The following is a 25909-nucleotide window of genomic DNA, read 5'->3' on the forward strand; positions in this document are numbered from 1 at the left end:
TATTGGAAGTTTATCTTCTTTTGTCTTGAAACAAAAGAAGCAAAAATTACTCATGCTTTTTATATTGTTTTTTAGAGGAATTCGTGAACCTTCGGTTTCAAGGCTTGACCCGAGTCCGAAGGACGAACGGATGAAATAATCTTCGGCGGTCAATTTTGGGTTTCAAGTCCTAAAAGAAAAAAACTCACTTCGTTCAGACAGTTTTTCTTTTTGCGGACTTTTCAACCCATTGACTCTCGCCTGCCAGATTCTAAGGCCGAGACCTTGCTTTAACTAATATCTTGACTGTTATTGATTTCCGATAAGCAATAAAAAACCACCAAAATTACTCTTGATGGCTTAGCTGTGTTTTAAGATTGTACCTCAGGATTAAGGTTGTTTTCCTTTTTGCTTTTGAAGAAAAGCCAACCTAAAGTTCCTGCCATCAGTAATATCCAAAACAGTGGTGTGAAGATGGTATAAATAGGTGTTAAAATATCGTACCGTAAATAGGGATTGGGATTGGTATAGTCTTCGGGAGTGATTAGAAGCCAATCTTGAACCCCATCATAAAGGTTGACTGACATTAAAACGATAACAATGATTCGCAAGATTTGAAGTGTTTTGCTCGCTGAACTTCTGGAGGACATCAAACCAATCAGTATAAATATCATGGCACTCATGTAGCCTCTGCCAAATCCCCAACCGGTGTAAGGCATTAAAGAAGTTCTTAATTCTTTATTGATGTCTAACCTCAAATAAAAGCTAAAAGTTGTAATGGCAAGGCAAAAAATAAAAAAGACGACAATATCATAAGGAATACGTTTGAGAATAGCCGATACACTTGTGTTTTCCATTTGTGATTTGATTTTTAATCCCCAAATATAAGACTTTATCTAAAAGAGGATAAAACAAAAAAACCACCAAAATTGCTTTTGATGGTTATGGTATAATGAAGTAAGGAACTTTTTAGTTCAGTAAATTAGCTACAAATGACAGCTATGCAAATCGCTCCACTTTTAGAATCTCTAAGTGTTTTGTACCATTCTTAAAAGGCCATGCTATGGAGTCACCTACTTTATAGCCTACTAAGGCTAGTCCTATTTCTGTGAGTATAGATTTAGTGTTATTTCTTTGTTTGGCTTTATCAGGAGCAACAAAAACATGGACCTCTTCTTCATTAGTTGTAAGGTCTTTAATGGTAACGCGTGAATCTATAGTAACTACATTTTCGGGTAGCATTTTTCTGGGTACTTGTACCGCATTCTTTAATTCCAACTTTAAGATTTCTTCTTCCGTTGGAGTTACTTTTTTTCTTCTGATATGATCTTTTATTAAATCATAAATTCCTGTTGTTAAAATGATATTTTGTGACATTATATTTTATTTGAAAATCAATCCTTTTGATGAGTTTTACTAAAGACCCAAACATTAAATTTCGCACAACAACGCAAGATTGTTATTTAATGCATAAAGCGTCATCAAACAGGGATTGAAGATTTGTAATTATCGTTAAAGGAAATGGATGTTCCCTGCCTCGGGTTGTGGCAGGGCTTACTTAATAAAAGCTTTTGAAGTCTTTAAAAAAGCATCGTCAAGGAGATAAGTCAATGACAACATCGGCCAAGATAGGCACGTTTCTTTGTGAAAAAATTGTTGTGAAGTCATTGTCTTATGGTTTTAAAACGAATGGTCTAATTTACACTATTCAGAAGCTTTAAAAAAGGATTTTAGTAAAGATTAACAAATCACCAGGTTTCGGAGTAGAATGAAATCTTGTAGCGATTATTGAAATATAGTAAAGGACATTGATTAGTAGCGGAACAAAAAAACCACCAAAATTGCTTTTGATGGTTATGGTATAATGAAGTAAGGAACTTTTTAGTTCAATAAATTAGTTACAAATGAAGGATAGATTCCCATGGCAATGTTTAATACAATAGCAACTACCGCTACGAAGTAATACACAAACGGAACCGGTTGTTTGTCTTCAGTAGCTTCTTTAGTGTACATGGCTAAAATCAATTTGAAATAATAACCGACACTGATGATTGAGTTGATCACCCCAACAATCACCAAGAATAAATACCCTGATTTAATGGTGTCGCTAAACAACATAAACTTAGCAAAGAATCCGGAGAAAATTGGAATTCCCGCCATGGATAAAAGCGAAGCGGTTAATACCGCTGCCATTAACGGATTGGTTTTGCCTAAACCGTTGAAGTTGGCTGTGGCTTCGTTGTCCTTGTTGCGTGTTACATAAATGATTACGGCAAAAGAAGCAATTCCCGCTAAAGCATAAGCGGCGGTGTAATAAAATAAAGTACTTGCCGCAGTCGATAAACTTAAAACGGCCATTAACATAAATCCGGCGTGGGATATTCCGGAGAAAGCCAACATGCGTTTTACATTGTCCTGACGCAACGCCATGATATTTCCGATGGTCATTGACAATATTGAAACCACTACGATTACCATTTCAAAAGTTGGCGTTAACGATGAGGTCATGCTGCTTAATATTTTGTACAAAGCGGCCATAGCTACTACTTTGGCTAAAGTACTCATGGTTGCGGTGGTCATTGATGGCGAACCTTCGTAAACATCCGGTGCCCAGAAATGGAAAGGCGCTGCTGCGATTTTAAACAACATTCCAATAATCATTAATGTGATGCCTATTGGGAACCAAATTGGCAATCCTAAACCAGAAGATAAGTCTTTGATTTCTGCTAAGTTGAAATAACCTGTCGCTCCATAAATCAAACAGATTCCGAATAAGATGATCCCGGAAGCAAATGATCCCATGAGGAAGTATTTCATTCCGGCTTCGTTACTTTTTACATCTAATCTTCGGCTTGCCGCCAAAACATATAAAGCGATTGACAACACTTCAATCCCTAAGAAAAACATGGATAAGTTGGCAAAAGAAACCATCGCCACCGCTCCGGCCAAAAGAAATACTTTGATGGCGATAAAGTCGGATATTTTGGTTTGGTGGTCTTTGTAGAAATCACCGCTTAAGGCGACTAAAAAGATAGTAAGTAAAATAAATAAAGAAGAGAAAGCGTTCGAAAAAGAATCGACAGCAATCATACTAGCGTATTTCTCATCAATACTTGGGTCAATTGCCCAAAGATTTAAGGATATACCTAAAATGGCAAGTAAACCTATTACAGTAACTGGAACCAGTAGTTTTCTTAAATTGAAAATTTCTGCCAACAGACAAAAAACGCCTAATGATACTATTGTTATTAATACTTGCATTTTATTATTTATTTATTACTTCTAGAATTTCTTTTAAACTTGGCGTCACCATATCTACAATCGGTTTTGGATATAATCCAAAGAATAATAAAAACGCAATGATTACGATAAACGTAATCGCTTCGTTAGTGGTTACGTCTTTAAATACTTTAGTGTTGGTTTCTCCTAACATTACGTCTTGGAACATTTTCAACATATAATAAGCCCCTAAAATAATGGTTGTTCCGCCTAAAACGGCGAACCAAATATTCACTTGGCTTAAGCTATACAATACGGTAAATTCTCCCACGAAGTTGAATGTTCCCGGTAAAGCCACAGAAGCTAATACCAAAATCATAAACATCGAAGTGAACTTAGGGGTTTGACTTCTGATGCCGCCTAAATCGGCTATCGTTCTCGTTTCATATCTTCTGAAAATCACTTCAGCCGCAAAGAACAATCCAACGATTACAAAACCGTGGGCAATCATTTGCGAAACTGCACCACTTAATCCGTCAAGGGTTAAAGTATAACAACCTGCGGCGATTAAGCCAACGTGCGCCAAAGACGAATAAGCCAATAATTTCTTTAAATCCTTTTGGCGTAAAGCCACTATCGAACCATAAATCACACCGGCAATACTCAACCCGATTAATACCGGCATATAAGTTTTGGCAGCACTAGGCGCGATAGGTAATTGCCAACGGATAACGCTGTATAATCCCATTTTCAGCATGATACCGGACAAAAGCATGGTTCCAACGGTTGGTGCTTTTTGGTATACTTTTGCCTGCCAAGTGTGGAAAGGAATAATAGGAATTTTGATGGCATAAGCTAAGAAGAAAGCGAAGAAAATCCAACATTCTTCCGTTGTTGTTAAATCTAGTTTGTATAAATCTTCTAAAAGGAAACTTCCGGCTTTTGAATACAAATATGCAAAAGCGATGAGCATGAATAAGGAACCTCCAAGCGTGTAGATAAAGAATTTCACCACGGCTTTTTTGCGTTCTTCGGCATCACCATTACCCCAAATTAAAGCGATGAAGTAAATCGGAATCAAAGCCAATTCCCAGAAGATATAGTATAATAATCCGTCGGCGGCTAAGAAAGTTCCAACCATTGCAAACGACATAAATAAAACTAAAGCGTAGAAGTTTTTAGCGTTGGTAAAGCTGTTTCCAAAAGAGGAGAAAACAATCAACGGAGTCAGCGCCGTGGTCAATAAAACCATCGCCATGGATAAACCGTCGGCTTTGAAAGCTAAGGCTACTTTTGGGTTGGCAATCCAATTTCCGTTGAAACTGATGTTTGTTCCTTGGTTCAATAAGTTTAACAAATACAAAGACAAACCTAAAGCGCCTAAACTGAATACCAGCGCGACTTTCGAAGCCAATTTATCTCCTGCGAAAAACGTGGCGATTGCACCAACAAGAAGTAATAATAATATAGTAGTTACATCCATTATGTAAAATTATTGAACTGTTTTAGTTGTAATAAATAAATAAGTTATGATGGCACAAACTCCAATTACAAAGGCAAAAAGGTATAAACCAATGTTTCCGTTGTGTAATTTTTTCCCTTGCGTTCCTAAACCGTTAGCCAATGTTCCGAAACCGTAAACCACTTTGCCTAAAGCCGGTTCTAAAGTGGTACGGAAGAAATTCGCCAAACTGTTGATTGGTTTTACAATTAAGAACATATAGAATTCGTCTACATAATATTTGTTGTACACGGTTTTTGAAAAACCAGTGATTTCAGAATCTTGTTTTGGTACAAATCCACTTTTGATGTATTTGGCATTCGCCCAAATAATTCCGACGATAGCTCCGGCTAAAGCAATTCCCATTAAGATAAATTCTTGGGTTCCTAAATGATGCGCTTCGTGTTTGGCTGCCAAAACAGGTTCTAAGAAATGGTTCAACCACATGCTTCCCGGTAAATTGATTGCGCCACCGATAACGGCTAAAATCGCTAAGATTACCAATGGAATGGTGATTAAGCTTGGGCTTTCGTGTAAGTGGTGTTTTTGTTCTTCTGTTCCGCGGAATTCTTTGAAGAAAGTCAGGTACATCAATCGGAACATATAGAAAGCGGTCATAATCGAAGCAATCGAAGCGACCACCCATAATACTTTATTGTGTTCAAAAGCAACCATCAAGATTTCGTCTTTCGACCAGAAACCTGCGAACGGGAAAATACCGGCAATCGCTAAGGTGGAAATCATCATCGTCCAGAACGTGATTGGCATTGCTTTGCGTAAACCACCCATTTTTCTCATGTCTTGTTCGCCATGCAATCCGTGAATTACCGAACCCGAACCTAAGAACAAACAAGCTTTGAAGAAGGCATGTGTGATTACGTGGAAAACCGCTACCGTGTAAGCTCCTAAACCTAAAGCTAAGAACATTAATCCCAATTGGGAAACGGTAGAGTAGGCCAAAACCTTTTTAATGTCATTTTGCAATAACCCAATGGATGCGGCTACTAGCGCCGTTAATGCACCAACAATGGCAATAATATTTTGTACTTCCGGAGTAATGTCAAATAGGAAGTTCATTCTCGTAATCATGAAAATACCGGCAGTTACCATCGTTGCGGCGTGGATTAACGCAGAAACCGGTGTTGGACCAGCCATCGCATCGGGTAACCAAGTGTATAAAGGCAATTGGGCAGATTTTCCACAAGCTCCGATGAATAAACACAAAGCGGCAACGCTTAACCACACATAATCAACAGTATCTAATTTCAAATGAGAAACAGCTGCTCTTAATTCAACAAAATCTAAAGTGGAGAACCAATGACCTAATATGAAAATTCCAAGTAAGAAACCTAAATCTCCAATTCTGTTCATGATGAATGCTTTTTTAGCCGCATCGTTATATGGTTGGTTTTTATACCAAAATCCGATTAACAAATACGAACACAAACCAACGCCTTCCCATCCGATAAACATGACCAATAAATTGCTTCCGACTACTAAGGTAATCATGAAGAAAACGAACAAATTCAAATAGGCAAAGAACTTATACATATTCTCATCGTCGTGCATGTAGCTGATAGAGTAGAGGTGAATTAATGAACCAATTCCGGTTACGAATAACAACCACAATAAAGACAATTGGTCTAATAAAATACCGAAGTCTAATTTGAAATTACTTACTTGAATCCAATCAAATAAAGAGATTTCAAAGGCTTTTCCGTTTTGGTTTAGTTGGGCAAAAAAGCAAATACTCAATAAGAACGAAACTACTACGGTCAACGTTCCAATGGCACCTGATACATTTCTGCTTACTTTTTTTCCAAAGAAAATATTGAAAAGAAATCCAACAAATGGAGATAAGAGTAATACTAAAGCTAAATTTGTTTCCATCTCAGATTATCCTTTTAAATTCTTTAAATTATCTATGTCGATTGAGCCTAAGTTTCTGTAAACCGAAACTAGTATTGCCAATCCAACCGCTACTTCCGCTGCGGCCACCGCCATCGAAAAGAATACAAATATTTGTCCTTCGGCGTCTTGGTGATACGTTGAAAAAGCTACAAACAATAAGTTTACCGCATTCAACATGATTTCAATTGACATGAAAACGATGATGGCATTTCTGCGGTACAACACTCCGAAAACTCCGATACAAAATAATAGTACCGAAAGGAAAATGTAGTTTTCTATCCCTATTTCATTTAAAATATTGTTCATTATTTTTTCTCCGTTTTTTCTTTTTTAGACAATAAAACCACACCAATCATCGCGACCAATAATAAGATAGAAGCGAATTCGAATGGTACCATATATTCGTTCAGTAATATTTTTCCAAGCATTTTGATTGATTGAAAATCTTCGCCTGAAGTATCATATTCACCCATAATGGTTTTCGAATTGATGAAAATAGTCACCAAAACAATACTCGTGAGTATAAAGACAACGATAGCGCCAAGTCTGGTAATACGAGGTTTGTGGACTTCATCTTCCTTATTTAAATTCATCAACATGATGGTAAACAGGAACAGGACTACAATCGCACCTGAGTAGACTATAATATGCACAATCGCCAAGAACTGTGCGTTGAAAAGCAAGTAATGACCGGCAATGGAGAAAAAACAAAGCACTAAATAAATCGCGCTGTGAATTGGGTTTTTACTATAAATCGTCAAAAACGCCGTAGCCAAAGTGATGGCTGCTAAAAAGTAGAATGTAATTAATATAGGCGACATTAGTTAGCGTTTTTAAGTTGAGCGTTCTTCATGGCCATTTCCAAAGGCATAACCAATTTATCTTTTCCGAAAATGAAATCTTCACGGTCGTAACTTGCAGGCACCAATTCTTTAGAAATGGTTAGGTATATAGCGTCTTTCGGACAAGCTTCTTCACACAATCCGCAGAAAATACAACGCAACATATTGATTTCGTATATGGAGGCGTATTTCTCTTCACGGTACAAATGTTCTTCTCCTTTTTTTCTTTCTTCGGCCTTCATCGTGATGGCTTCCGCCGGACACGACAAAGCGCACAAGCCACAAGCCGTACAGTTTTCTCGACCTAGTTCGTCGCGTTTTAACATGTGTTGGCCACGATAAACCGGGCTGAATTCTCTAACTTGCTCAGGATATTGAATCGTTGCTTTTTTTCTAAAAAAGTGTTGGATGGTAATCCATAAGCCTTTAAAAATGGCAATCAGGTATAGTCTTTCTAAAAAGGTCATTTCCTTATTGGAAACTTGCTTTTTATGGCCTGATAATGATATACTTTGTATCGATGCTGACATAATTTCTTTTCTTATTTAAAAGCTAAAATGCAAATTCCTGTTATTATAATATTGAAGATCGAAAGCGGAATTAAAATCTTCCAGCCTAAGTGCATCAATTGATCGTATCTGAAACGTGGGATTGTCCATCTGATCCACATAAAGAAGAAGATGAAGAAGCACAATTTGGCAAATAAAGCGGCAATTCCGATTACGTTAGCGATGTTGACACCCCAATTTTCTACTGCCCAACCCATTCCCGGATAATTGTAACCACCAAAGAATAAAACGGCAATAATAGTAGCGGAGATAAACATGTTAGCATATTCGGCAAATAAATAGAATCCCATTTTCATCGAAGAGTATTCGGTGTGATAACCACCAATTAATTCCGATTCACATTCGGCTAAATCGAAAGGCGTTCTATTGGTTTCCGCAAAAGCACAAATCAAAAAGATTAAAAACGACAACGGTTGATAAAATACATTCCAATGGAATCCGTGTTGTTGCACGGAGATTTCTTTTAAACTCAATGTTCCGGTCATCATCAATAAAGCAATTATGGATAATCCCATGGCGATTTCATAAGAAACCATTTGAGAAGCCGCACGAACCGCACTCATTAAAGAGAATTTGTTATTCGATGCCCAACCACCAATCATGATGCCGTAAACACCGATTGAAACGATAGCGAAAATGTACAATAAAGCACTATCGGTGTCGGTTGCTTGCAATTGTACTGTTCGTCCGAAAACTTCTAATTTGTCACCCCAAGGAATTACGGCACTCGTCATTAAAGCGGCACTCATGGCAATCGCTGGGCCAACAAAGAATAGAAATTTATTTTTGGTATTCGGTTCAAATTCTTCTTTAGCAAATAATTTCATACCATCGGCAAGCGGTTGTAACAATCCACCCCAACCGGCGCGGTTTGGTCCGACACGGTCTTGCAAATAAGCGGCAACTTTACGTTCAGCCCAAGTGGAATACATGGCCATAATCATGGTTACTGCAAAAACAATAACAATGACGATACTTTTTTCTATAATAAAGGCACTATCCATTTTTCTTTTCGTTTACCGGGTTACCATCTATTTTTTCGTTGTAATCGATTTCGGCCATACTGATTTTTTTACGGTCGATGTCTCTACCTTGAAGGATTCCTTTTTCGGTATCAATTATAACTTTATCCATTTTACGAGTGTAATTGTTTTGGTTGATAACTGAATCTTTTTCGAATTTTCTCGGTCCTTCAATTATCCAATCCGACACTTCTTTTTTGTCGAAACGACAAGTGTTACAGATAAAATCTTCTACTTCGTGGAATTCGTCTTTGCGAGCGGTTACCCTTTGGATTTCGTTACCAAACATCCATAAAGTAGTTTTTCCGCAACAACCCGGAGTTGTACATTCTCTGTGGGCGTTGAAAGGTTTGTTGAACCAAACTCTCGATTTGAATCGGAAAGTTTTGTCGGTTAACGCGCCAACCGGACAAACGTCAATCATATTTCCGGAGAATTCATTATCGATTGCTGCCGAAACACAAGTTGAAATTTGTGAATGGTCACCGCGATTTAAAACGCCGTGAACTCTTTTGTCCGTAAGTTGATCTGCTACTTCTACACAACGTTGACAAACAATGCAACGGTTCATGTGCAATTGAATTTTGTCACCGATATCTTCCGGTTCGAAAGTTCTCTTTTCTTCAATGAAACGCTGTTGCAATTTTCCGTGTTCGAAGCTTAAATTCTGCAAATCACATTCTCCTGCTTGGTCACAAACCGGACAATCTAACGGGTGATTGATTAAAAGGAATTCGGTTACGGCTTTGCGAGCTTCAAAAACTCGGTCTGATTTTTTGCTGGCCACTTCCATACCGTCTTGACAACCGGTTACGCATGACGCTACCAATTTAGGCATTGGTCTTGGATCGGCTTCGCTACCTTTAGTAACATCTACCAAACAACAACGACATTTTCCGCCGGTTCCTTCTAGTTTCGAATAATAACACATGGCTGGCGGAACAGATTCTCCACCAATCATACGAGCAGCTTGCAGGATGGTTGTTCCCGGTGCTACTTCAATTTCTTGACCGTCTATGGTTACTTTCATTTATTAAGTCTTAACGTCTTAATGTCTTAATGTCTTAATGTCGAATGTATCAACTTTATGACTTTATGACTTTTGACTGTCATTTAAATATTTTATAAATCCACTTATTAATTTTGAAATATCAGAAACATCATTACATAGTTCTTCAAATTCAATTTTTTCAATATAATTCAAATCTAATGCTAAATACAATTGCGATCGAATTTCTCCTGCGGATGCTTTAGCTATAAACAAAAAATGTATAAATTCTTTATCTGTATTCCTTTCAAATCCTTCTGCAATATTAGAAGAAATTGAAATCGATGCTCTTCTTATTTGTCTGACCAAATCAAAATCTCTTTTAAAATTTTGATTCTCGGTTATTTCATAAATCCTTTTATTAAACTGTCTGGCTTTCTGCCAAGAACTAATTTCTTCAAAAGATTTAAACCTCCCCATTTTACTTTATGACTTTTAGACATTCGACATTACGACTTGTGAAAACGGCTCATTCACAAAATGATCTCTATTTTTAATTTTTTCAGGGAAACGGATATGGTATTCAAATTCGTCTCTGAAATGTCGAATCGCCGCAGCAACCGGCCATGAAGCCGCATCACCTAAGGGACAAATCGTGTTTCCTTCAATTTTGGATTGGATGCTCCATAACAATTCGATGTCTTCTTCGCGTCCTTGTCCGTTTTCGATTCTCCATAATACTTTTTCCAACCAACCCGTTCCTTCACGACATGGCGTACATTGACCACAAGATTCGTGGTGATAGAAACGCGAGAAATTCCAAGTGTTTCGAACAATACACGCTCGGTCATCGTATACGATAAATCCACCTGAACCTAACATGGAACCTGTTGCGAATCCACCATCTGCCAAACTTTCGTAAGTCATCAAACGGTCTTCGCCTGTAGCTGTTTTGTAGATTAAATTCGCCGGTAAAATTGGCACCGAAGAACCTCCAGGAACCAATGCTTTCAATGGTCTGTCGGCTTGCATTCCGCCACAATATTCATCAGAATTCATGAATTCGTATACTGAAACGCCTAATTCAATTTCGTAAACACCTTGGTTTTTAATGTTTCCGGAAGCCGAAATTAATTTGGTTCCCGTAGAACGACCAATTCCGATTCCGGCATAATCAGCACCCGAATTGTTTACAATCCATGGCACGGCCGCAATCGTTTCTACGTTATTGACTACAGTTGGATTTTGCCAAAGTCCTTTCACAGCAGGAAATGGTGGTTTTAATCTAGGATTGCCACGTTTTCCTTCTAAACTTTCAATTAGAGCAGTTTCTTCTCCGCAGATGTAAGCACCGCCACCGATTTGGACGAATAATTCCAAATCATAGCCTGAGCCTAATATATTTTTGCCTAACCAACCGGCCGCTTTCGCTTCGGCGATGGCTCTTTCTAAAATTTTGTAAACCCACATGTATTCTCCACGAATATAGATGTAAGATAGGTTGGCACCCAAAGCATAACTCGACGTAATCATTCCTTCAATCAAAAGATGCGGAATGTATTCCATTAAGTAACGGTCTTTGAAAGTTCCCGGTTCCGACTCATCGGCGTTGCAAACCAAGTGTCTTGGATTGCCCGATTTTTTGTCGATAAAACTCCATTTCATTCCAGCTGGAAATCCTGCGCCACCACGACCACGAAGTCCCGAAGTTTTTACTTCTTCCACAACTTCATCCGGAGTCATTTTTTTCAAGGCTTTTTCTACTGAAGCATAACCGCCTTCACGACGATATACTTCGTAGGTTTTAATACCCGGAACGTTGATTTTGTCTAATAATATTTTTCTTCCCATGATATTATTTATCGTGTAAAGTGATTTTTCCGTCTTTGCAATCGGCGATTAGCTGGTCTACTTTTTCTTTGGTCAAATGTTCTTGGTAGAAATCACCCAATTGCATCATTGGCGCATAACCACAAGCACCTAAGCATTCTACGCCGCGTACTTCGAAAAGCCCGTCCGCGGTTGGTTCACCAATCCCTACGCCCAATTTGGAACAAGTATAATCCATCAAATCTTCCACGCCGTTTTGACAACAAGCAGCGGTTTGACAGAACTCGAACATGTATTTACCGATGGGTCTTTGGTTGAACATTGTATAAAAAGTAACGACTTCGTATACTTCAATTGGTAATATTTCTAAGATTTCAGCAACCTTGTTTTGCAATTCGATGCTCAACCAATTGTCGTGAGCATCTTGAACTTCGTGTAAAACAGGCAATAAGGCTGATTTCTTTTTATCGGCTGGATAATGACTGATTAACTCATTGATGCGAGCCATCAACGGTTCAGTAATGTTTATCTCTTGTTTGATAGGTGATCTTTCCATAATTCTTAAGCGTCTAATTCGCCGGCAATTACATTTAAACTTGATAAAATAACGATAGCATCTGATAACATTCCACCTTTGATCATTTCAGTATAAGCTTGGTAATAGATATAACAAGGTCTTCTGAATTTTAAACGGTATGGCGTTCGACTTCCATCGGTAATTAAATAGAAACCTAATTCTCCGTTTCCGCCTTCAACCGCATGATAAATTTCGTCTACCGGAACCGGAACTTCACCCATCACAATTTTAAAGTGATAAATTAAACTTTCCATGTTGGTGTAAACGTCTTCTTTTGGCGGCAAATAATAATCGGGAACGTCAGCGTGAATAGGTCCTTCCGGTAATTTCGCTAAAGCTTGTTTGATGATGCTTAAGCTTTCCCAAACTTCCGCATTACGAACGCAAAAACGGTCGTAAGTGTCACCTGATTTTCCAACAGGAATATCAAATTCGAAATCTTCGTAAGAAGAATAGGGTGCGGCTTTACGAACGTCGTAGTCAATTCCGGCTGCACGCAAGTTTGGCCCTGTGAATCCGTAAGCCATTGCCATTTCGGCAGTAATTGGACCAACATCCACAGTTCTGTCTATAAAGATTCTGTTTCTTTCAAATAGGTTTTCGAATTCTTTCCAAGCTACCGGAAAATCTTCTAAGAAAGTGTTTAATTTTTTGAAGGCTTCGTCCGACCATTCTCTTTCGAAACCACCTATTCTTCCCATATTGGTGGTTAAACGAGCACCACAAATTTCTTCATAAATCTCGTATACTTTTTCTCTGAATTGAAATACATAAAGGAAACCGGTATAAGCTCCGGTATCAACGCCTAGAATTGAATTACAAATCAAATGGTCTGTAATTCTGGCCAACTCCATTACGATAACTCTTAAATATTGTGCACGTTTTGGTACTTCAATATTTAATAATTTCTCTACTGTCATCCACCAAGCCATGTTGTTGATAGGCGAAGAACAATAGTTCATACGGTCGGTCAATACATTGATTTGGTAAAAGGGACGGTTTTCGGCGATTTTTTCAAACGCACGATGAATGTAACCCACGGTTGGTTCAGCATCGAGGATTCTTTCTCCATCCATCAATAAGATGTTTTGGAAAATTCCGTGAGTTGCCGGATGGGTTGGGCCCAAGTTTAATATAGTGAGTTCGCTTCCGTCTTCGTTGCGAGTCTGTTCTATGATTTTAGCATATCGATGCTCTGGTGGTAATAATAAATCTGACATTTATAATGTTGAATTATTTAATTATTAACTGGTGTTCTTCCGAAGAAACGGTCGTCTTTATCAGTTCTTCCGCTGTCTTCCATTGGGAATTCTTTTCGCATCGGAAACGAAACCATTTCATTCATGTTTAAAATGCGTTTCAATTGCGGATGACCTTTGAAATTGATTCCGAAGAAATCCCAAGCTTCTCTTTCCATCCAATTGGCGCATAGAAATAAATCGGTTATGGTTTCTATTTCGGCCGGATCAGGTAAATAAGTTTTCACACGAATTCTCACGTTTTCAATCCAATTGTGCATTTGATAGACAACAGCAAATTGGTGTTCGTCATCATTGTCGGGAAAATGAATTCCGGTTAAATCCGTTAAGAAATGGAAATTTAAATCTTCCTGCTCTTTCAAAAAGCGAATCACTTCGTGAATTGTGCTTGGCGTAGCTTCAAAAGTGAAAATATCGCGTTTCATTTCAAAATTCAGTACATTGTTGCCGAAAGTCTGAACTAATTTGTCTTGTATATAAGCTGTTTCTAAAGCCATATTATAGGTTATAAGAAGCTAATAATTCTTTGTATTCCGGTGAACTTCTTCGGCGTACCGATTCGTTTCTTACCAATTCTTGTAATTGCATCACACCGTCAACTATTTGTTCCGGTCTTGGCGGACAACCGGGAACGTAAACGTCAACCGGAATTACTTTATCGATGCCTTGTAAAACGGAATAAGTGTCAAATACGCCACCTGAAGAGGCGCATGCGCCAACAGCGATAACCCAACGAGGTTCTGACATTTGTTCGTATACTTGACGTAAAATTGGCGCCATTTTTTTAGAAATCGTTCCCATAACCATCAACATATCTGCCTGACGCGGAGAGAAACTTACTCTTTCCGAACCGAAACGGGCTAAATCGTAATGTGATGCCATTGTCGCCATAAACTCAATTCCGCAACAAGAAGTCGCGAACGGTAATGGCCAAAGTGAATTAGCTCTTGCCAATCCGACAACGTCATTTAGTTTGGTTGCGAAGAAACCTTCACCAACTACTCCTTCGGGCGGAGCTACCATATTTGGTTTTGTAGTACTCATAGCAATTGTTTTTTTATTCCCACTCCAAAGCCTTCTTCTTGATAATATAGAAGAAACCTACTAACAGCAGTGACATGAAAATAACCATTTTAATCATTCCTTCCATTCCCAATTCTTTGAAATTAATTGCCCAAGGATAAAGGAAAATTACCTCTACGTCAAAAAGGACGAAAAGAATAGCTACTAAGAAATATTTTACTGAAAAAGGTATTCTGGCGTTTCCGACAGATTCAATACCACATTCGAAGTTTTTGTCTTTGTTTTTGGAATGTCTTTTTGGGCCTAAAAAGCTAGAACCGATAATGGTTAAGACCACAAATCCTACCGCTAAACCTGCTTGCATCAGGATTGGTAAATAATCTAATTGATTAGACTGCATAATGCTCAAAATTAGAAGTAATTAAAATAGCCACAAATATACATCGCATTATTTAATTCGCAAAAATGAAAGGCTAAACGTTTGTTATTTATTTCCCCAAACACGTTTATTTAAACTGATTATAAATAATGGCTTTATAGTATAAAAAAACGTCCCGGAATTTCCGGGACGTTGTGTCATTCTAGGTAATCAAAAAATAATATATATTAGTCTTCGATAGCCACTACTTGAGCTGCTACTTTACCTTTTCTACCTTCTTCTTCTTCGTATGATACTTTGTCACCTTCAGCTAGACCTTCTGTTCTAACTCCGGTAGCATGTACGAAAATGTCTTTTCCTGTTTCGTCGTCAGTAATAAAACCGTAACCTTTTGATTCATTGAAGAATTTAACTTTACCTGTGCGCATTTTGTAATATAAAAATAATTAATAATGCCCAAAGATATACTTATTTGCGACATAGCCAACAAAAATCAAATAAAAAGTTAAATTTTTTTCAAAACTTTCAAATTATAATTGAATGATTTTCAGTACAGTATTTGAATTATTCTAAAAACGGCAACAAAAAAAGCAACTATTTATAAATTTTTAAATAGTTGCTTTCTCAGAAAATGCGAATATGATATTTATTGCGATAAGTCTAATTTTATGTATAATTCTTTTAATTGAGCATCATCAATTGTAGATGGTGCATCAATCATAACATCACGTCCCGAATTGTTTTTTGGGAAAGCAATAAAATCGCGAATCGTTTCTTGTCCGCCAAGTATTGCTACTAATCTGTCCAATCCAAAAGCTAAACCACCATGCGGTGGCGCACCAAATTGGAAAGCATTCATCAAGAATCCAAATTGGTCTTGGGCTTGCTCAGGTGTAAAACCTAAAAGGCTAAACATTCTGCTTTGTAAATCTTTATCGTGAATACGAATGGAACCACCACCGATTTCATTTCCGTTTAATACCATATCATAAGCATTGGCACGAACTTTTCCCGGTTCAGTTTCAATTAATTTCATGTCTTCCGGTTTTGGTGACGTGAAAGGATGGTGCATCGCGTGATATCTCTCGTTTTCTTCGTCCCATTCTAATAAAGGAAAATCTACAACCCATAATGGCGCAAATTCTTCCGGTTTTCTCAAACCTAAACGAGTGGCTACTTCCATACGCAAAGCAGAAAGTTGCGTTCTTGTTTTATTAGCGTTACCCGAAAGTATTAAAATCAAGTCACCTGCTTTTGCATTGGTCGCTTCCGCCCATTTTTTCAAATCATCTTGGTCGTAGAATTTATCTACCGAAGATTTAAATGTTCCGTCTTCTTCACATTTGACGTAAACCATTCCGGACGCACCAACTTGCGGGCGTTTCACCCAGTCAATCAAAGCATCAATTTCTTTACGAGTATAAGATGCACAACCTGGTGCTGCAATGCCGACTACCAATTCGGCCGAATTGAAGACAGGGAAATCTTTGTGTTGGGCAACGGCGTTTAGTTCTCCGAATTTCATTTCGAAACGAATATCCGGTTTGTCGTTACCATAGGTTTTTATGGCGTAATCGTAGGTTATTCTTGGGAATTCTGCGATGTCTATTCCTTTAATCTCTTTTAATAGATGACGCGTTAAGCCTTCGAAAACATTTAGAATATCTTCTTGTTCAACAAATGCCATTTCGCAATCGATTTGAGTGAATTCCGGTTGTCTGTCGGCACGCAAATCTTCATCACGGAAACATTTCACGATTTGGAAATACTTGTCCATGCCGCCAACCATCAACAATTGTTTGAAGGTTTGCGGTGATTGTGGTAAGGCGTAAAACTGTCCTTCGTTCATTCGGCTTGGTACCACAAAATCTCTGGCGCCTTCCGGAGTAGATTTGATTAAATAAGGTGTTTCTACTTCACAGAAATCCAAATTGGATAAATATTTACGCACTTCCATCGCCACTTTGTGACGGAAAAGCAACGAGTTTTTTACCGGATTTCTTCTGATATCCAAGTAACGGTATTTCATTCTGATATCCTCACCACCATCAGTTTCATCTTCAATGGTAAATGGCGGAAGGATAGAAGCATTTAATAAAGTCAATTCGGAAACTAAAATCTCGATATCACCTGTGGTCATGTTCGGGTTTTTGGATTCACGCTCAATTACGGTTCCTTTTACCTGAATTACAAATTCTCTTCCAAGCGATTTGGCCTTTTCAAAAACGGCTTTGTCAGTTCTTTGTTCGTCAAAGATTAATTGCGTAATACCATAACGGTCGCGCAAATCAACCCAAATCATAAACCCTTTATCACGTGATTTTTGAACCCAACCGGCAAGTGTAACTTCTTTATTAATATGAGTAGCGTTTAGTTCGCCACAATTATGACTTCTGTACATGAAAATATTTTTTTTACTTCGTAACAATTCGACCTAACGGTCTCGAGTGGCAAAAGTAAAAAACTTATACCAATTAAACGGTCGAAGTGTTAAATCAAATTTAAGTTAATCTTTAAATTTCTAATTGACAAAACAAGTATATTTGATATCTAAAAAATTAAACAAACATACTTATGAAGAAAATAGTTAGCTTTATTTTTACTGTCTTAGTTTCTAGTGTGGCCATAGCGCAGGAAAACATGACTTTTCAAGCTGAAATAGCCAATAAAAACGGGAACACACTTTTTATCAATAGCGGAAGAGAAACGATTCAAAAAATTGAGGCAGATGCAAAAGGAAATTTTAAAGCCACTTTTCCTATCAAAGAAGGATTGTATCAGTTGTTCGATGGTGCTGAATATGCCAATTTGTATTTGAAAAACGGTTATAATTTAAAAATGACCATGGACGCAACAAAGTTTGATGAGACTATTGCGTTCTCGGGAAATGGTGCTGCGGAGAATAATTTTTTGGCCAAACGAACTTTACAAGAGAACGACATTGATTTTCAAACAATGTTAGAGTTAGATGCTGAAGGTTTCAAGAAAGCCACAGAAGAACTCAAAGCGACACAAATCGCAAGTTTAGAAGCATCCAAAATAGACGCGAATTTAGTTGACATGTTAAAGAAAGGCACGGAAGCCAATGTTGGTCAACTGCAACAATATTACACCATGACGCTAGCCAAGAAAAAAATGAATAATGTGGCAGCGCCTAATTTTGATTATGAAAACCACAAAGGAGGAAAAACCACTTTGGAAAGTTTGAAAGGGAAATATGTATATGTAGATTTATGGGCCACTTGGTGTGGACCTTGCCGTGCGGAGATTCCGTCATTGAAAAAAATGGAAACAGATTTTCATGGAAAAAATATAGAGTTTGTGAGTGTTTCAGTTGATGCTGAAAAAGACCATGAGAAATGGAAAACCTTTGTAACTGAAAAAGAGTTAGGCGGAATTCAATTGTACGCCGGAAAAGCAGAACTTTCTGATTTTATCAAAGCTTTTGAAGTGAATTCGATTCCGAGATTCATATTGATTGATCCTAAAGGTGTTGTTGTTGACGCTGATGCTAAAAGACCTTCTGATCCAAGACTACAGGAGCAATTGAATAAATTATTGAACTAAAACACCAATAAAATCAATACATAAGCCACCTAAATCGGGTGGTTTTTTTATGCTTACAAATAAATCCCAATGTTAAGTTTTCATTCAATGTTACCAAATTGTTAAGTAAAAGTTTTTTTATCGTAAATTAAATTGTAGCTTTGTTATGTAATTATGAACAACTTAAACCTACGATTATGAAAAAGATATTGATTTTAGGAGCATTGCTTATCTCAGGATTCACTTTTGCTCAAACTGCAAAGCCGTTTTTAGAGCAAGAAGGAGATTTAGTTAAAGCTACTTATTTCTATGAGAATGGTAAAGTGCAACAACAAGGTTATTTCAAAGACGGAAAGATTACCGGACAATGGGTTGCTTATGATGAAAACGGTAACAAAAAATCAATTGGCGAATATACCAACGGAGAGAAAACCGGAAAATGGTTTTTTTGGAACAACAAATCATTAAGCGAAGTAGATTATGCTGACAGCCGTGTGGCTTCAGTGAAATCTTGGAAACAAGAAGCGATTGTTAATAAATAAAAGTTAATTATTTATATGAAAAAGGGAACTCAATTTGAGTTCCCTTTTTTTGTTTGCTTTCTATTGAATTATGCTTCGATAGCTTTTCTTCTTTCTCTTCTTCCGCGTAACCAGTACTTAGTTCGTTTCACTAAGTAGAACATTACCGGAACCATAATTAAAGTCAATACCGTAGCATAAGTCAATCCGAAGATAATCGTCCAAGCCAATGGTCCCCAGAAAATAACATTATCTCCACCCATATATAAGTGCGGATTCAAATCGGTAATCAATCCGAAAAAGTCAAAGTTCAATCCGATAGCCAAAGGAATTAATCCCAAAATGGCTGTTAATGCCGTTAATAATACCGGACGCAAACGGTTTTTCCCACTTTCTATAATGATCTCTTTGATTTCCTCAAGCGATAAATCATCATGACTTTCCAATGCTTTGTCAGCTACTTTTTTGTCTAACAATAAGACGAAGAAGTCCATTAATACAATTCCGTTCTTCACCACAATTCCCGCCAAGGAAATAATTCCCATCATCGTCATCAGAATTACGAAATCCATATTGGCAATAACATAACCATAGAAAACACCACTGAAACTAAGCAATACGGTGAATAAAATTACAATGGTTTTAGAAACCGAGTTAAACTGTAACACAATAATAATCGTAATTCCCGCCATGGCTAAGAACAACGCGTACATCAAGAAACTTTGGTTTTTGCCTTGCTCTTCTTGTACTCCGGAGAACGAATAAGTGATTCCTTTTGGCAATTCGTATCCTTTTAATTCAGTTTCAATCTGCTTGGTGATTTCATCAGCATTATAACCGGTCAAAACGTTAGAATAAATGGTCATGATACGTTTGTAACCTTTTCTTTTGATTTGGTTATACGTATAGGTTTTCTCTGTTTCAGATACTGCCGAAATAGGCACTTGAACGATTTGTCCATTGTTTTGATTTCTGAAAGTCAACGATTGGTTGAACAAAATATTCTCATTCTTACGTTGGTCTTCCTGCAATCTCACTACAATATTATAGTCGTCATCACCTTCTTTATAAGTTGAAATTTCCTGACCATATAAAGAACGACGCAAATTAAATCCTAATTGTCCTGTAGTAACTCCGGCACTTCCTGCGTTTACACGATCTACGCTTACTTCTAGTTCCGGACTTTGTTTGTTGACATCAACGCTCAATTTTTCTATTCCCGGAATGTTTTTGCTGTTGATGTAAGCAATCATTTTGTCGGCTTGCGCAATCATTTCGTCATAATCAGAACCGGTTAATTGCACACTGATTGGATAACCGGCCGGCGGACCATTGGCATCTTTTTCAACAGTAACTATCGCTCCGGCTATGCCTTTTACTTTGCCGCGAATTTCTTCTAAAACGTCGGAAGTATTAATACCTTGACGGAATTTAAACTCAGAGAAGTTTACGGTAACTTTTCCTTTAAAAGGCGTTTCCGAAGCAGAACCTGCATCTACATTTGGATTTCCGGCACCAACACCAACTTGTGAAACGATACTTTCTGCCAAGAAGTTCTCGTTTGGATTTTTTTCATCAACATATTTACTTAAAATATTGATAACCTGTTTTTCAACAAACAAGGTTGCTTTATTGGTTTTCTCAATATCGGTTCCCTGCGGATATTCGATATAGACAATCGCTTGATTCGGAATATTATCAGGGAAAAAGAGTACTTTTCTTGGGAAAACACCTAATAAGATGAAAGATAAAAACAACATTCCGATGATACTTCCAAGCGCAATCCAAGCATTTCTTCCCGTTAGGATTTTGGCCAAAAAGCGTTTGTACTTTTCTTCCATTCTTGGGAAAAAGTTATGCTGAAAATCTTGTGTCCATTGGTACAATTTCAATTTGTATAACCACATTAATCCTAATGAAATCAAAGCTAAGTGACCAATTCCTCTTCCTAATTTAGAATCGTATACATTGCCAAGAATCACAAAAATTACGGCTAGAATTCCAAAAATAATCGAATAAGTTTTAGCTGATTTGTTGGTTACATTGCGGTCTTCAATATCCATCGAACCACCGGTCATCGCCGCATTGACAATCATCGCTACGAATAACGAGGCACCTAATGTTACCGAAAGCGTTAATGGGAAATAAATCATAAATTTACCCATTGTTCCAGGCCACAAAGCGAAAGGTAAAAACGCCATCAAGGTTGTTGCTGTGGAAGAAATTACCGGCCAAGCGATTTCACCAATACCGATTTTCGAGGCTTGCACACGCGGCATGCCTTTTTTCATATTGGCAAACACGTTGTCAACTACCACAATTCCGTCATCCACCAACATTCCTAATCCCATTACCAATCCGAACAATACCATCGTATTTAAGGTCATTCCGAAAGCGGATAATATGGTAAACGCCATTAACATTGACAATGGAATCGCAGCGCCTACGAATAAGGAGTTACGCAATCCCATAGTAAACATCAACACAATCATTACCAAAACAATTCCGAAGATAATGTGGTTCGATAATTCATCTACTTGGTGTTCAACACGAGAAGATTGGTCGTTGGTTAAATCGATTTTTAAATCTTTTGGCAAATAATTTTCTTTTGCCAATTCGATTCTTTCTTTTACTTGTTCAATGGCTGAAATCATGTTTTGACCCGAACGTTTTTTGACGTTCAACATCACTACTTCTTTTCCTTTTTCACGAGCGTAAGTTGTTTTTTCTTTTTCTTTAAAACTTACCTTAGCGATGTCTTTAAGATAAACGCTTCCGCCAAAAGATTTCACGATTACATTTTCTAATTCTTTCGGGTCTTTGATTTCTCCTACGATTCTGATGTTATTTCGAGAGCCTTGCGAAGTTAAATTTCCACCCGAAAGCGTCATGTTTTCGTATTTTACCGCGTTTTGAATGTCGTCAAACGAAACCTGAGCAGCAGTCATTTTGAAAATGTCAACAGCGATTTCAACTTCTTTGTCATCAACCCCAAGAATATCAACTTTCTTCACTTCGGCAATTTCTTCAATATCATCTTGAAGTTTTTCGCCGTATTTTTTAAGTTGTTGTGTGGTGTAATTTCCTTTTAAGTTGATGTTCAAAATCGGCACTTCTTCTGAAATGTTCAATTCGAAAACACTTGGCTCTACTTTACTTCCGTTGTCCAAGTTCGGCCAATCGGTATCAGCTTTTACGACATCGACTTTGTCTTTAATCTTGGTTTTGGCTTCTTCCAAACCAACTTTATCACCAAATTCAACGATAATCATTCCGTAATCTTGGAACGAACTGGCGGTTATTTTTTCAATTCCACTGATGTTTTTGAATTCTTTCTCCAGTGGCTTGACAATTAATTTTTCAACGTCTTCTGCAGAATTCCCCGGGAAGACAGAAGAAACGTATATTTTATTTTCGATGATTTCAGGGAAATCTTCACGCGGCATCGTTACGTAGGCGATCAAACCGGTAACAACAATCAAAAGAGTGAAGATGTAAACAGTGACTCTGTTGTCTACTGCCCAACTCGAAATGCCGAATTCTTTATTTTGATGTGACATATATTAGTTTTTAGTTGTCGGTTCTCCGTTATCGGTTGTCAAGATTAAACAGACAACCGATAACAGACAACGGTTTTTAGAAATTAAGTTTCATTCCTTCAGAAATATTGTTCACGCCTTCGGTTACAATAATGTCATTAGCAGCTAAACCACTTAGGATTTCGGTAACATTGTTTGATGATTTTCCAACGGTTACGATTACTTTTTTAGCCGTTCCTGTTTTTCCATTGCTTCCTTCAACAGTGTAAATGAATTTATTTCCTTCACCATCTTCTTGAATTACATTGGTTGGAACAACGATCGCATCTTTGCTTACGTAATCCGTGATTTTAAGTTTGGCCACTTGGTTTGGACGTAATAAGTTGTCCGGATTTGGGACACTCACTTCAATACCAAAACTTCTGTTGCTTGGATTGATGAAATTACCTATTTGACGTACTTTTCCTTTGTAAGTTTTATTCAAAGAAGTTAAATAAACATCAACCAAAGTACCTACTTTTAATTTTCCGATATACGTTTCTGGAATGGTTGTCGACACAAACATGTTGTTTAAGTTAACAATTCGCATTAAGCCTTGAGCGCTTGGTGCCACGACTTGTCCTTTTTCAACAAAAACTTCATCGATAGTTCCGGTAAAAGGTGCACGGATTACGGTTTTAGACAATTGTGCCTTGATTTGAGCTACACTTTTTTGAGCCGAAATCATTTGTGTTTGCGCTTGTAAATATTGAATTTCGGAACCGATTTTTTTGTCCCAAAGATTTTTTTGTCTTTCGTAAGTGGTTTTGGCCAAATTGTATTGGTTTTCGGCACTAGCCAATTGTTGACTGATTCCGCCATCGTCAACACGACCCAAGATTTGACCTTTAGAAACTTTTTGTCCGGCGATAACCGTTAAAGATGTTAAAGTACCACTGAATTCCGGTTGAACTAAAATATTTTCTTTAGTATCAACACTTCCTTGAATGTCAAGATAATGATTAAAAACAGTGTCCTTTACAGTCAATACTGAAACCAAAGCTTCTTCTTTTTTCACATCTAAAGTCGCCAATGCTTCTTCGATTTTAGCAATTTCTCCTTGCAAAGCAGTTTTCTTGGCTTGCAATGCGGTTACGTTTTTGGTTTTAATCAGTTGGTCAACCGACTCAGCGTTTTCTTTGTTTCCGCAAGCGTAAAGTACTACGGCTAAAAGGGAAAGTATAATTGTCTTCTTCATTATATATAGATTAGTTTTTGTTGATAATTTTTTCAAGAGTTGCTTTTTTATTGATGATGTTTACCATGGATTGCAGGTAGTTTTGTTGTGCTGTGTACAATTGTCTTTGTGCTTCACTGAAGTCAAAACTGGAAGACAAACCTTCGGTAAATTTGATTTGTTGTTTTCTTTCGATGCGTTCAGACAAATTCAAATTGCTTTTGGAAGTAGCGTATTCTTCAATGCTGAATTCGTAGTCACTTTTGGCTTTTTCGTATTCCAATTTCAATCGTTGCTCTGTAGCAGAAAGTTGGGTTTTGGCTTGGTCCAAAGCAATTTTGGCTTGCTGCGTTTTGGCACTTCTTCCCAAACTACTAAAGATAGGCACATTTAAACTTACGCCAAGATTTGAGTAGTTCAGCCATTTTTGGTCTTTTTGAAAAAAGGCAAACTGGTCATTAAAAGCATTGTATCCAAAGTTTACATTGGCAGACAACGTAGGCAATGCTTTGCTTCTTTGTAATTTTAATTCTAAACTTCTTTGTTCTTGAAAATTAGTGGCCATTTGGTAATCAATATTGTTGGTTACAGCAAAATCGCCTTGTCCAAAAGCCAAATCTAAATTGGTTGTAGTCAGATTGTCCAATTTATCCGTCAGTTTCAATTCGGCATTAATATCTATTCCTAAGGTGAATTTCAACATTTTATAAGCCACATCCAATAATCTTTGAGTATTGTTCAAGTTGCTGTTAATCGAAGACAAAGTAATTTGCAATTGCTCTACATTTTCTTCTTCAATCAATCCGTTTTTAAACGTTTCTTCAGTATCCGTTAAGGTTTTAGACAAAGTCGCTTTGTTTTTTTCAAGTATCGCGATACTTTCCTCTGCCAATAATACGTTGCCATAGGCATTTATAACCATTTCTCTGATTTCAGTATTGGTTTTTTGTTTGGCATTTTCATAGTATTTCAAATACGTTTTGGATGCCTGAAGCGCTACAATATAAGAACCATCAAAAATTAACTGGCTCAAATTGGCGCGAGCCGTCATATTGTGTTTAGTTCCAAAAGCCACTGTGGCAAATTCGCCCGGATTTCCACCAAAAAATTCAGCAGGAACGACAGACTTTTGCAATTCGAAATTGTTTTGATAGTCTAAACCTGCATTGATTTGCGGTAAACCTGCCGCTGTCGTTTCCCATTTCTTTTGCTTAGCTGCGTCAATGTCTCTGCCGGCATTGATAGCCGAATAGTTGTTTTGAATGGCATGGTCAATGGCTTGTTGCAGACTAAATGAGTAGTTTTGTTCTTGGGCTTGTAAGCTGCTTACAAACAAGAGTAAAGTTAGTAATAAGTTGTTTTTCATAGATTGATGATTATATAAGTGATTTTAAGTGTTTTTCAAGTTCAGTAATTCCTTCAGCAGTAGCAATAGCTCGGGTATGGTATTCCAATGCTTTGGCTTCTAATTCATAGGCTTCTTTTTCCAACATGGTGTTTTCGTTGATGGAAAAAATAAGAGTGTAATAAAATTTAACAGCTGCTTCAATATCAGTTTCTTTACGATACAAACCTTCTTTAATTCCTTTTTCGATGTTTTGGCGAAACATTTGGCTACAATCTTCAATTTCGTTACACATCATTTTTTCATAAATTTCCGGATAATGCTTTTTGAGTTGATAAGCCGGAGATTGATCAAACGATTGAAACATCTCTTTGAACATTTCCCTTATTTGAAAATTTTCGGCTATTGCATTGTGGTTCTGAGCAACTACATTATCCATTAGGGTGTGAATTTTTTGATGTACTACTTCAGTGCCTTCTTCAATTAGTTTCTCTTTATTGCTGAAATATTTGTAAATGGTCTTTTTTGAAATGCACATTTCACACGCAATATCATCCATGGTGACGCTTTTGAAACCGAGTTTCAAAAACATATCTGTAGCTTTTTTGATGATTTTATCTTTCATGATAATGTTAAAATTATG

25 protein-coding genes are annotated in these 25909 nt (G+C 37.3%); 2 read left to right on the forward strand and 23 right to left on the reverse strand.

What is annotated here, in order from left to right:
* Positions 1-350 precede the first annotated feature (350 nt).
* From C8C84_RS04695 to aspS, 19 genes are all read right to left on the reverse strand, one after another.
* Positions 351-836: a hypothetical protein gene (locus C8C84_RS04695; protein ID WP_121312434.1), complete on the reverse strand. Its 486-nt coding sequence runs from the start codon at positions 834-836 to the stop codon at positions 351-353.
* A gap of 142 nt (positions 837-978) precedes the next feature.
* Positions 979-1356, reverse strand: a complete 378-nt coding sequence (locus tag C8C84_RS04700) for a GreA/GreB family elongation factor (protein WP_121312435.1) — start codon at positions 1354-1356, stop codon at positions 979-981.
* A gap of 504 nt (positions 1357-1860) precedes the next feature.
* A complete protein-coding gene (locus C8C84_RS04705) occupies positions 1861-3240 on the reverse strand; it encodes an NADH-quinone oxidoreductase subunit N (protein ID WP_121312436.1) in 1380 nt (459 codons plus the stop codon).
* A 4-nt stretch (positions 3241-3244) separates the two neighbouring features.
* Positions 3245-4681 carry a NuoM family protein gene (locus C8C84_RS04710; protein ID WP_121312437.1) on the reverse strand — a complete coding sequence of 479 codons (1437 nt, stop codon included), beginning with the start codon at positions 4679-4681 and terminating at the stop codon, positions 3245-3247.
* A gap of 9 nt (positions 4682-4690) precedes the next feature.
* Positions 4691-6589: an NADH-quinone oxidoreductase subunit L gene (gene nuoL, locus C8C84_RS04715; protein ID WP_121312438.1), complete on the reverse strand. Its 1899-nt coding sequence runs from the start codon at positions 6587-6589 to the stop codon at positions 4691-4693.
* Positions 6590-6595: 6 nt separating this feature from the next.
* Positions 6596-6916 carry an NADH-quinone oxidoreductase subunit NuoK gene (gene nuoK / locus C8C84_RS04720; RefSeq protein WP_121312439.1) on the reverse strand — a complete coding sequence of 107 codons (321 nt, stop codon included), beginning with the start codon at positions 6914-6916 and terminating at the stop codon, positions 6596-6598.
* Complete coding sequence (locus C8C84_RS04725; RefSeq protein ID WP_121312440.1) at positions 6916-7431, reverse strand: NADH-quinone oxidoreductase subunit J; 516 nt, start codon at positions 7429-7431, stop codon at positions 6916-6918. Before C8C84_RS04725 ends, nuoK begins: the two co-directional genes overlap by 1 nt.
* Entirely contained in the window at positions 7431-7982 is a 552-nt protein-coding gene (locus C8C84_RS04730; protein ID WP_121312441.1) for an NADH-quinone oxidoreductase subunit I, read from the reverse strand. Before C8C84_RS04730 ends, C8C84_RS04725 begins: the two co-directional genes overlap by 1 nt.
* Positions 7983-7993: 11 nt before the next feature.
* Positions 7994-9025, reverse strand: coding sequence for an NADH-quinone oxidoreductase subunit NuoH (nuoH, locus tag C8C84_RS04735; protein ID WP_121312442.1), 1032 nt, complete (start codon positions 9023-9025; stop codon positions 7994-7996).
* Complete coding sequence (locus tag C8C84_RS04740) at positions 9018-10073, reverse strand: 2Fe-2S iron-sulfur cluster-binding protein (RefSeq protein ID WP_121312443.1); 1056 nt, start codon at positions 10071-10073, stop codon at positions 9018-9020. The genes nuoH and C8C84_RS04740 overlap by 8 nt, the downstream gene beginning before the upstream one ends.
* 63 nt (positions 10074-10136) lie before the next feature.
* Positions 10137-10511, reverse strand: a complete 375-nt coding sequence (locus C8C84_RS04745; RefSeq protein WP_121312444.1) for a four helix bundle protein — start codon at positions 10509-10511, stop codon at positions 10137-10139.
* A 15-nt stretch (positions 10512-10526) separates the two neighbouring features.
* On the reverse strand, positions 10527-11882 hold the full coding sequence (gene nuoF, locus C8C84_RS04750; protein ID WP_121312445.1) for an NADH-quinone oxidoreductase subunit NuoF: 1356 nt from the start codon (positions 11880-11882) through the stop codon (positions 10527-10529).
* Positions 11883-11886: 4 nt separating this feature from the next.
* Positions 11887-12417, reverse strand: a complete 531-nt coding sequence (locus C8C84_RS04755; protein WP_121312446.1) for an NAD(P)H-dependent oxidoreductase subunit E — start codon at positions 12415-12417, stop codon at positions 11887-11889.
* 5 nt (positions 12418-12422) lie between these two features.
* On the reverse strand, positions 12423-13658 hold the full coding sequence (locus tag C8C84_RS04760; protein ID WP_121312447.1) for an NADH-quinone oxidoreductase subunit D: 1236 nt from the start codon (positions 13656-13658) through the stop codon (positions 12423-12425).
* Positions 13659-13675: 17 nt separating this feature from the next.
* Positions 13676-14194: an NADH-quinone oxidoreductase subunit C gene (locus C8C84_RS04765; protein WP_121312448.1), complete on the reverse strand. Its 519-nt coding sequence runs from the start codon at positions 14192-14194 to the stop codon at positions 13676-13678.
* A gap of 1 nt (position 14195) precedes the next feature.
* Positions 14196-14741, reverse strand: a complete 546-nt coding sequence (locus tag C8C84_RS04770) for an NADH-quinone oxidoreductase subunit B (RefSeq protein WP_121312449.1) — start codon at positions 14739-14741, stop codon at positions 14196-14198.
* Positions 14742-14754: 13 nt separating this feature from the next.
* Entirely contained in the window at positions 14755-15120 is a 366-nt protein-coding gene (locus C8C84_RS04775; protein WP_121312450.1) for an NADH-quinone oxidoreductase subunit A, read from the reverse strand.
* Between the two features lie 206 nt (positions 15121-15326).
* Positions 15327-15527: a cold-shock protein gene (locus tag C8C84_RS04780; RefSeq protein ID WP_121312451.1), complete on the reverse strand. Its 201-nt coding sequence runs from the start codon at positions 15525-15527 to the stop codon at positions 15327-15329.
* A gap of 218 nt (positions 15528-15745) precedes the next feature.
* Positions 15746-17500 carry an aspartate--tRNA ligase gene (gene aspS, locus C8C84_RS04785; protein ID WP_121314969.1) on the reverse strand — a complete coding sequence of 585 codons (1755 nt, stop codon included), beginning with the start codon at positions 17498-17500 and terminating at the stop codon, positions 15746-15748.
* 173 nt (positions 17501-17673) lie between these two features.
* Here aspS and C8C84_RS04790 point away from each other — a divergent pair, with 173 nt between their 5' ends.
* Positions 17674-18666, forward strand: a complete 993-nt coding sequence (locus C8C84_RS04790) for a TlpA disulfide reductase family protein (protein ID WP_121312452.1) — start codon at positions 17674-17676, stop codon at positions 18664-18666.
* Between the two features lie 176 nt (positions 18667-18842).
* Positions 18843-19187, forward strand: a complete 345-nt coding sequence (locus C8C84_RS04795; RefSeq protein ID WP_121312453.1) for a toxin-antitoxin system YwqK family antitoxin — start codon at positions 18843-18845, stop codon at positions 19185-19187.
* A 68-nt stretch (positions 19188-19255) separates the two neighbouring features.
* Here C8C84_RS04795 and C8C84_RS04800 read toward each other — a convergent pair whose 3' ends face one another.
* The 4 genes from C8C84_RS04800 to C8C84_RS04815 form a co-directional block, all read right to left on the reverse strand.
* Positions 19256-22726 (reverse strand): efflux RND transporter permease subunit, encoded by a 3471-nt coding sequence (locus C8C84_RS04800; RefSeq protein ID WP_121312454.1) that lies wholly within the window; start codon positions 22724-22726, stop codon positions 19256-19258.
* A 76-nt stretch (positions 22727-22802) separates the two neighbouring features.
* A complete protein-coding gene (locus C8C84_RS04805) occupies positions 22803-23942 on the reverse strand; it encodes an efflux RND transporter periplasmic adaptor subunit (RefSeq protein WP_121312455.1) in 1140 nt (379 codons plus the stop codon).
* Between the two features lie 10 nt (positions 23943-23952).
* Entirely contained in the window at positions 23953-25287 is a 1335-nt protein-coding gene (locus C8C84_RS04810) for a TolC family protein (protein WP_121312456.1), read from the reverse strand.
* Positions 25288-25297: 10 nt separating this feature from the next.
* Positions 25298-25891, reverse strand: a complete 594-nt coding sequence (locus tag C8C84_RS04815) for a TetR/AcrR family transcriptional regulator (protein WP_121314970.1) — start codon at positions 25889-25891, stop codon at positions 25298-25300.
* Between the last annotated feature and the right edge of the window lie 18 nt (positions 25892-25909).

Source organism: Flavobacterium sp. 102, assembly GCF_003634615.1.
In the GTDB taxonomy this organism is placed as follows: Bacteria; Bacteroidota; Bacteroidia; order Flavobacteriales; family Flavobacteriaceae; genus Flavobacterium.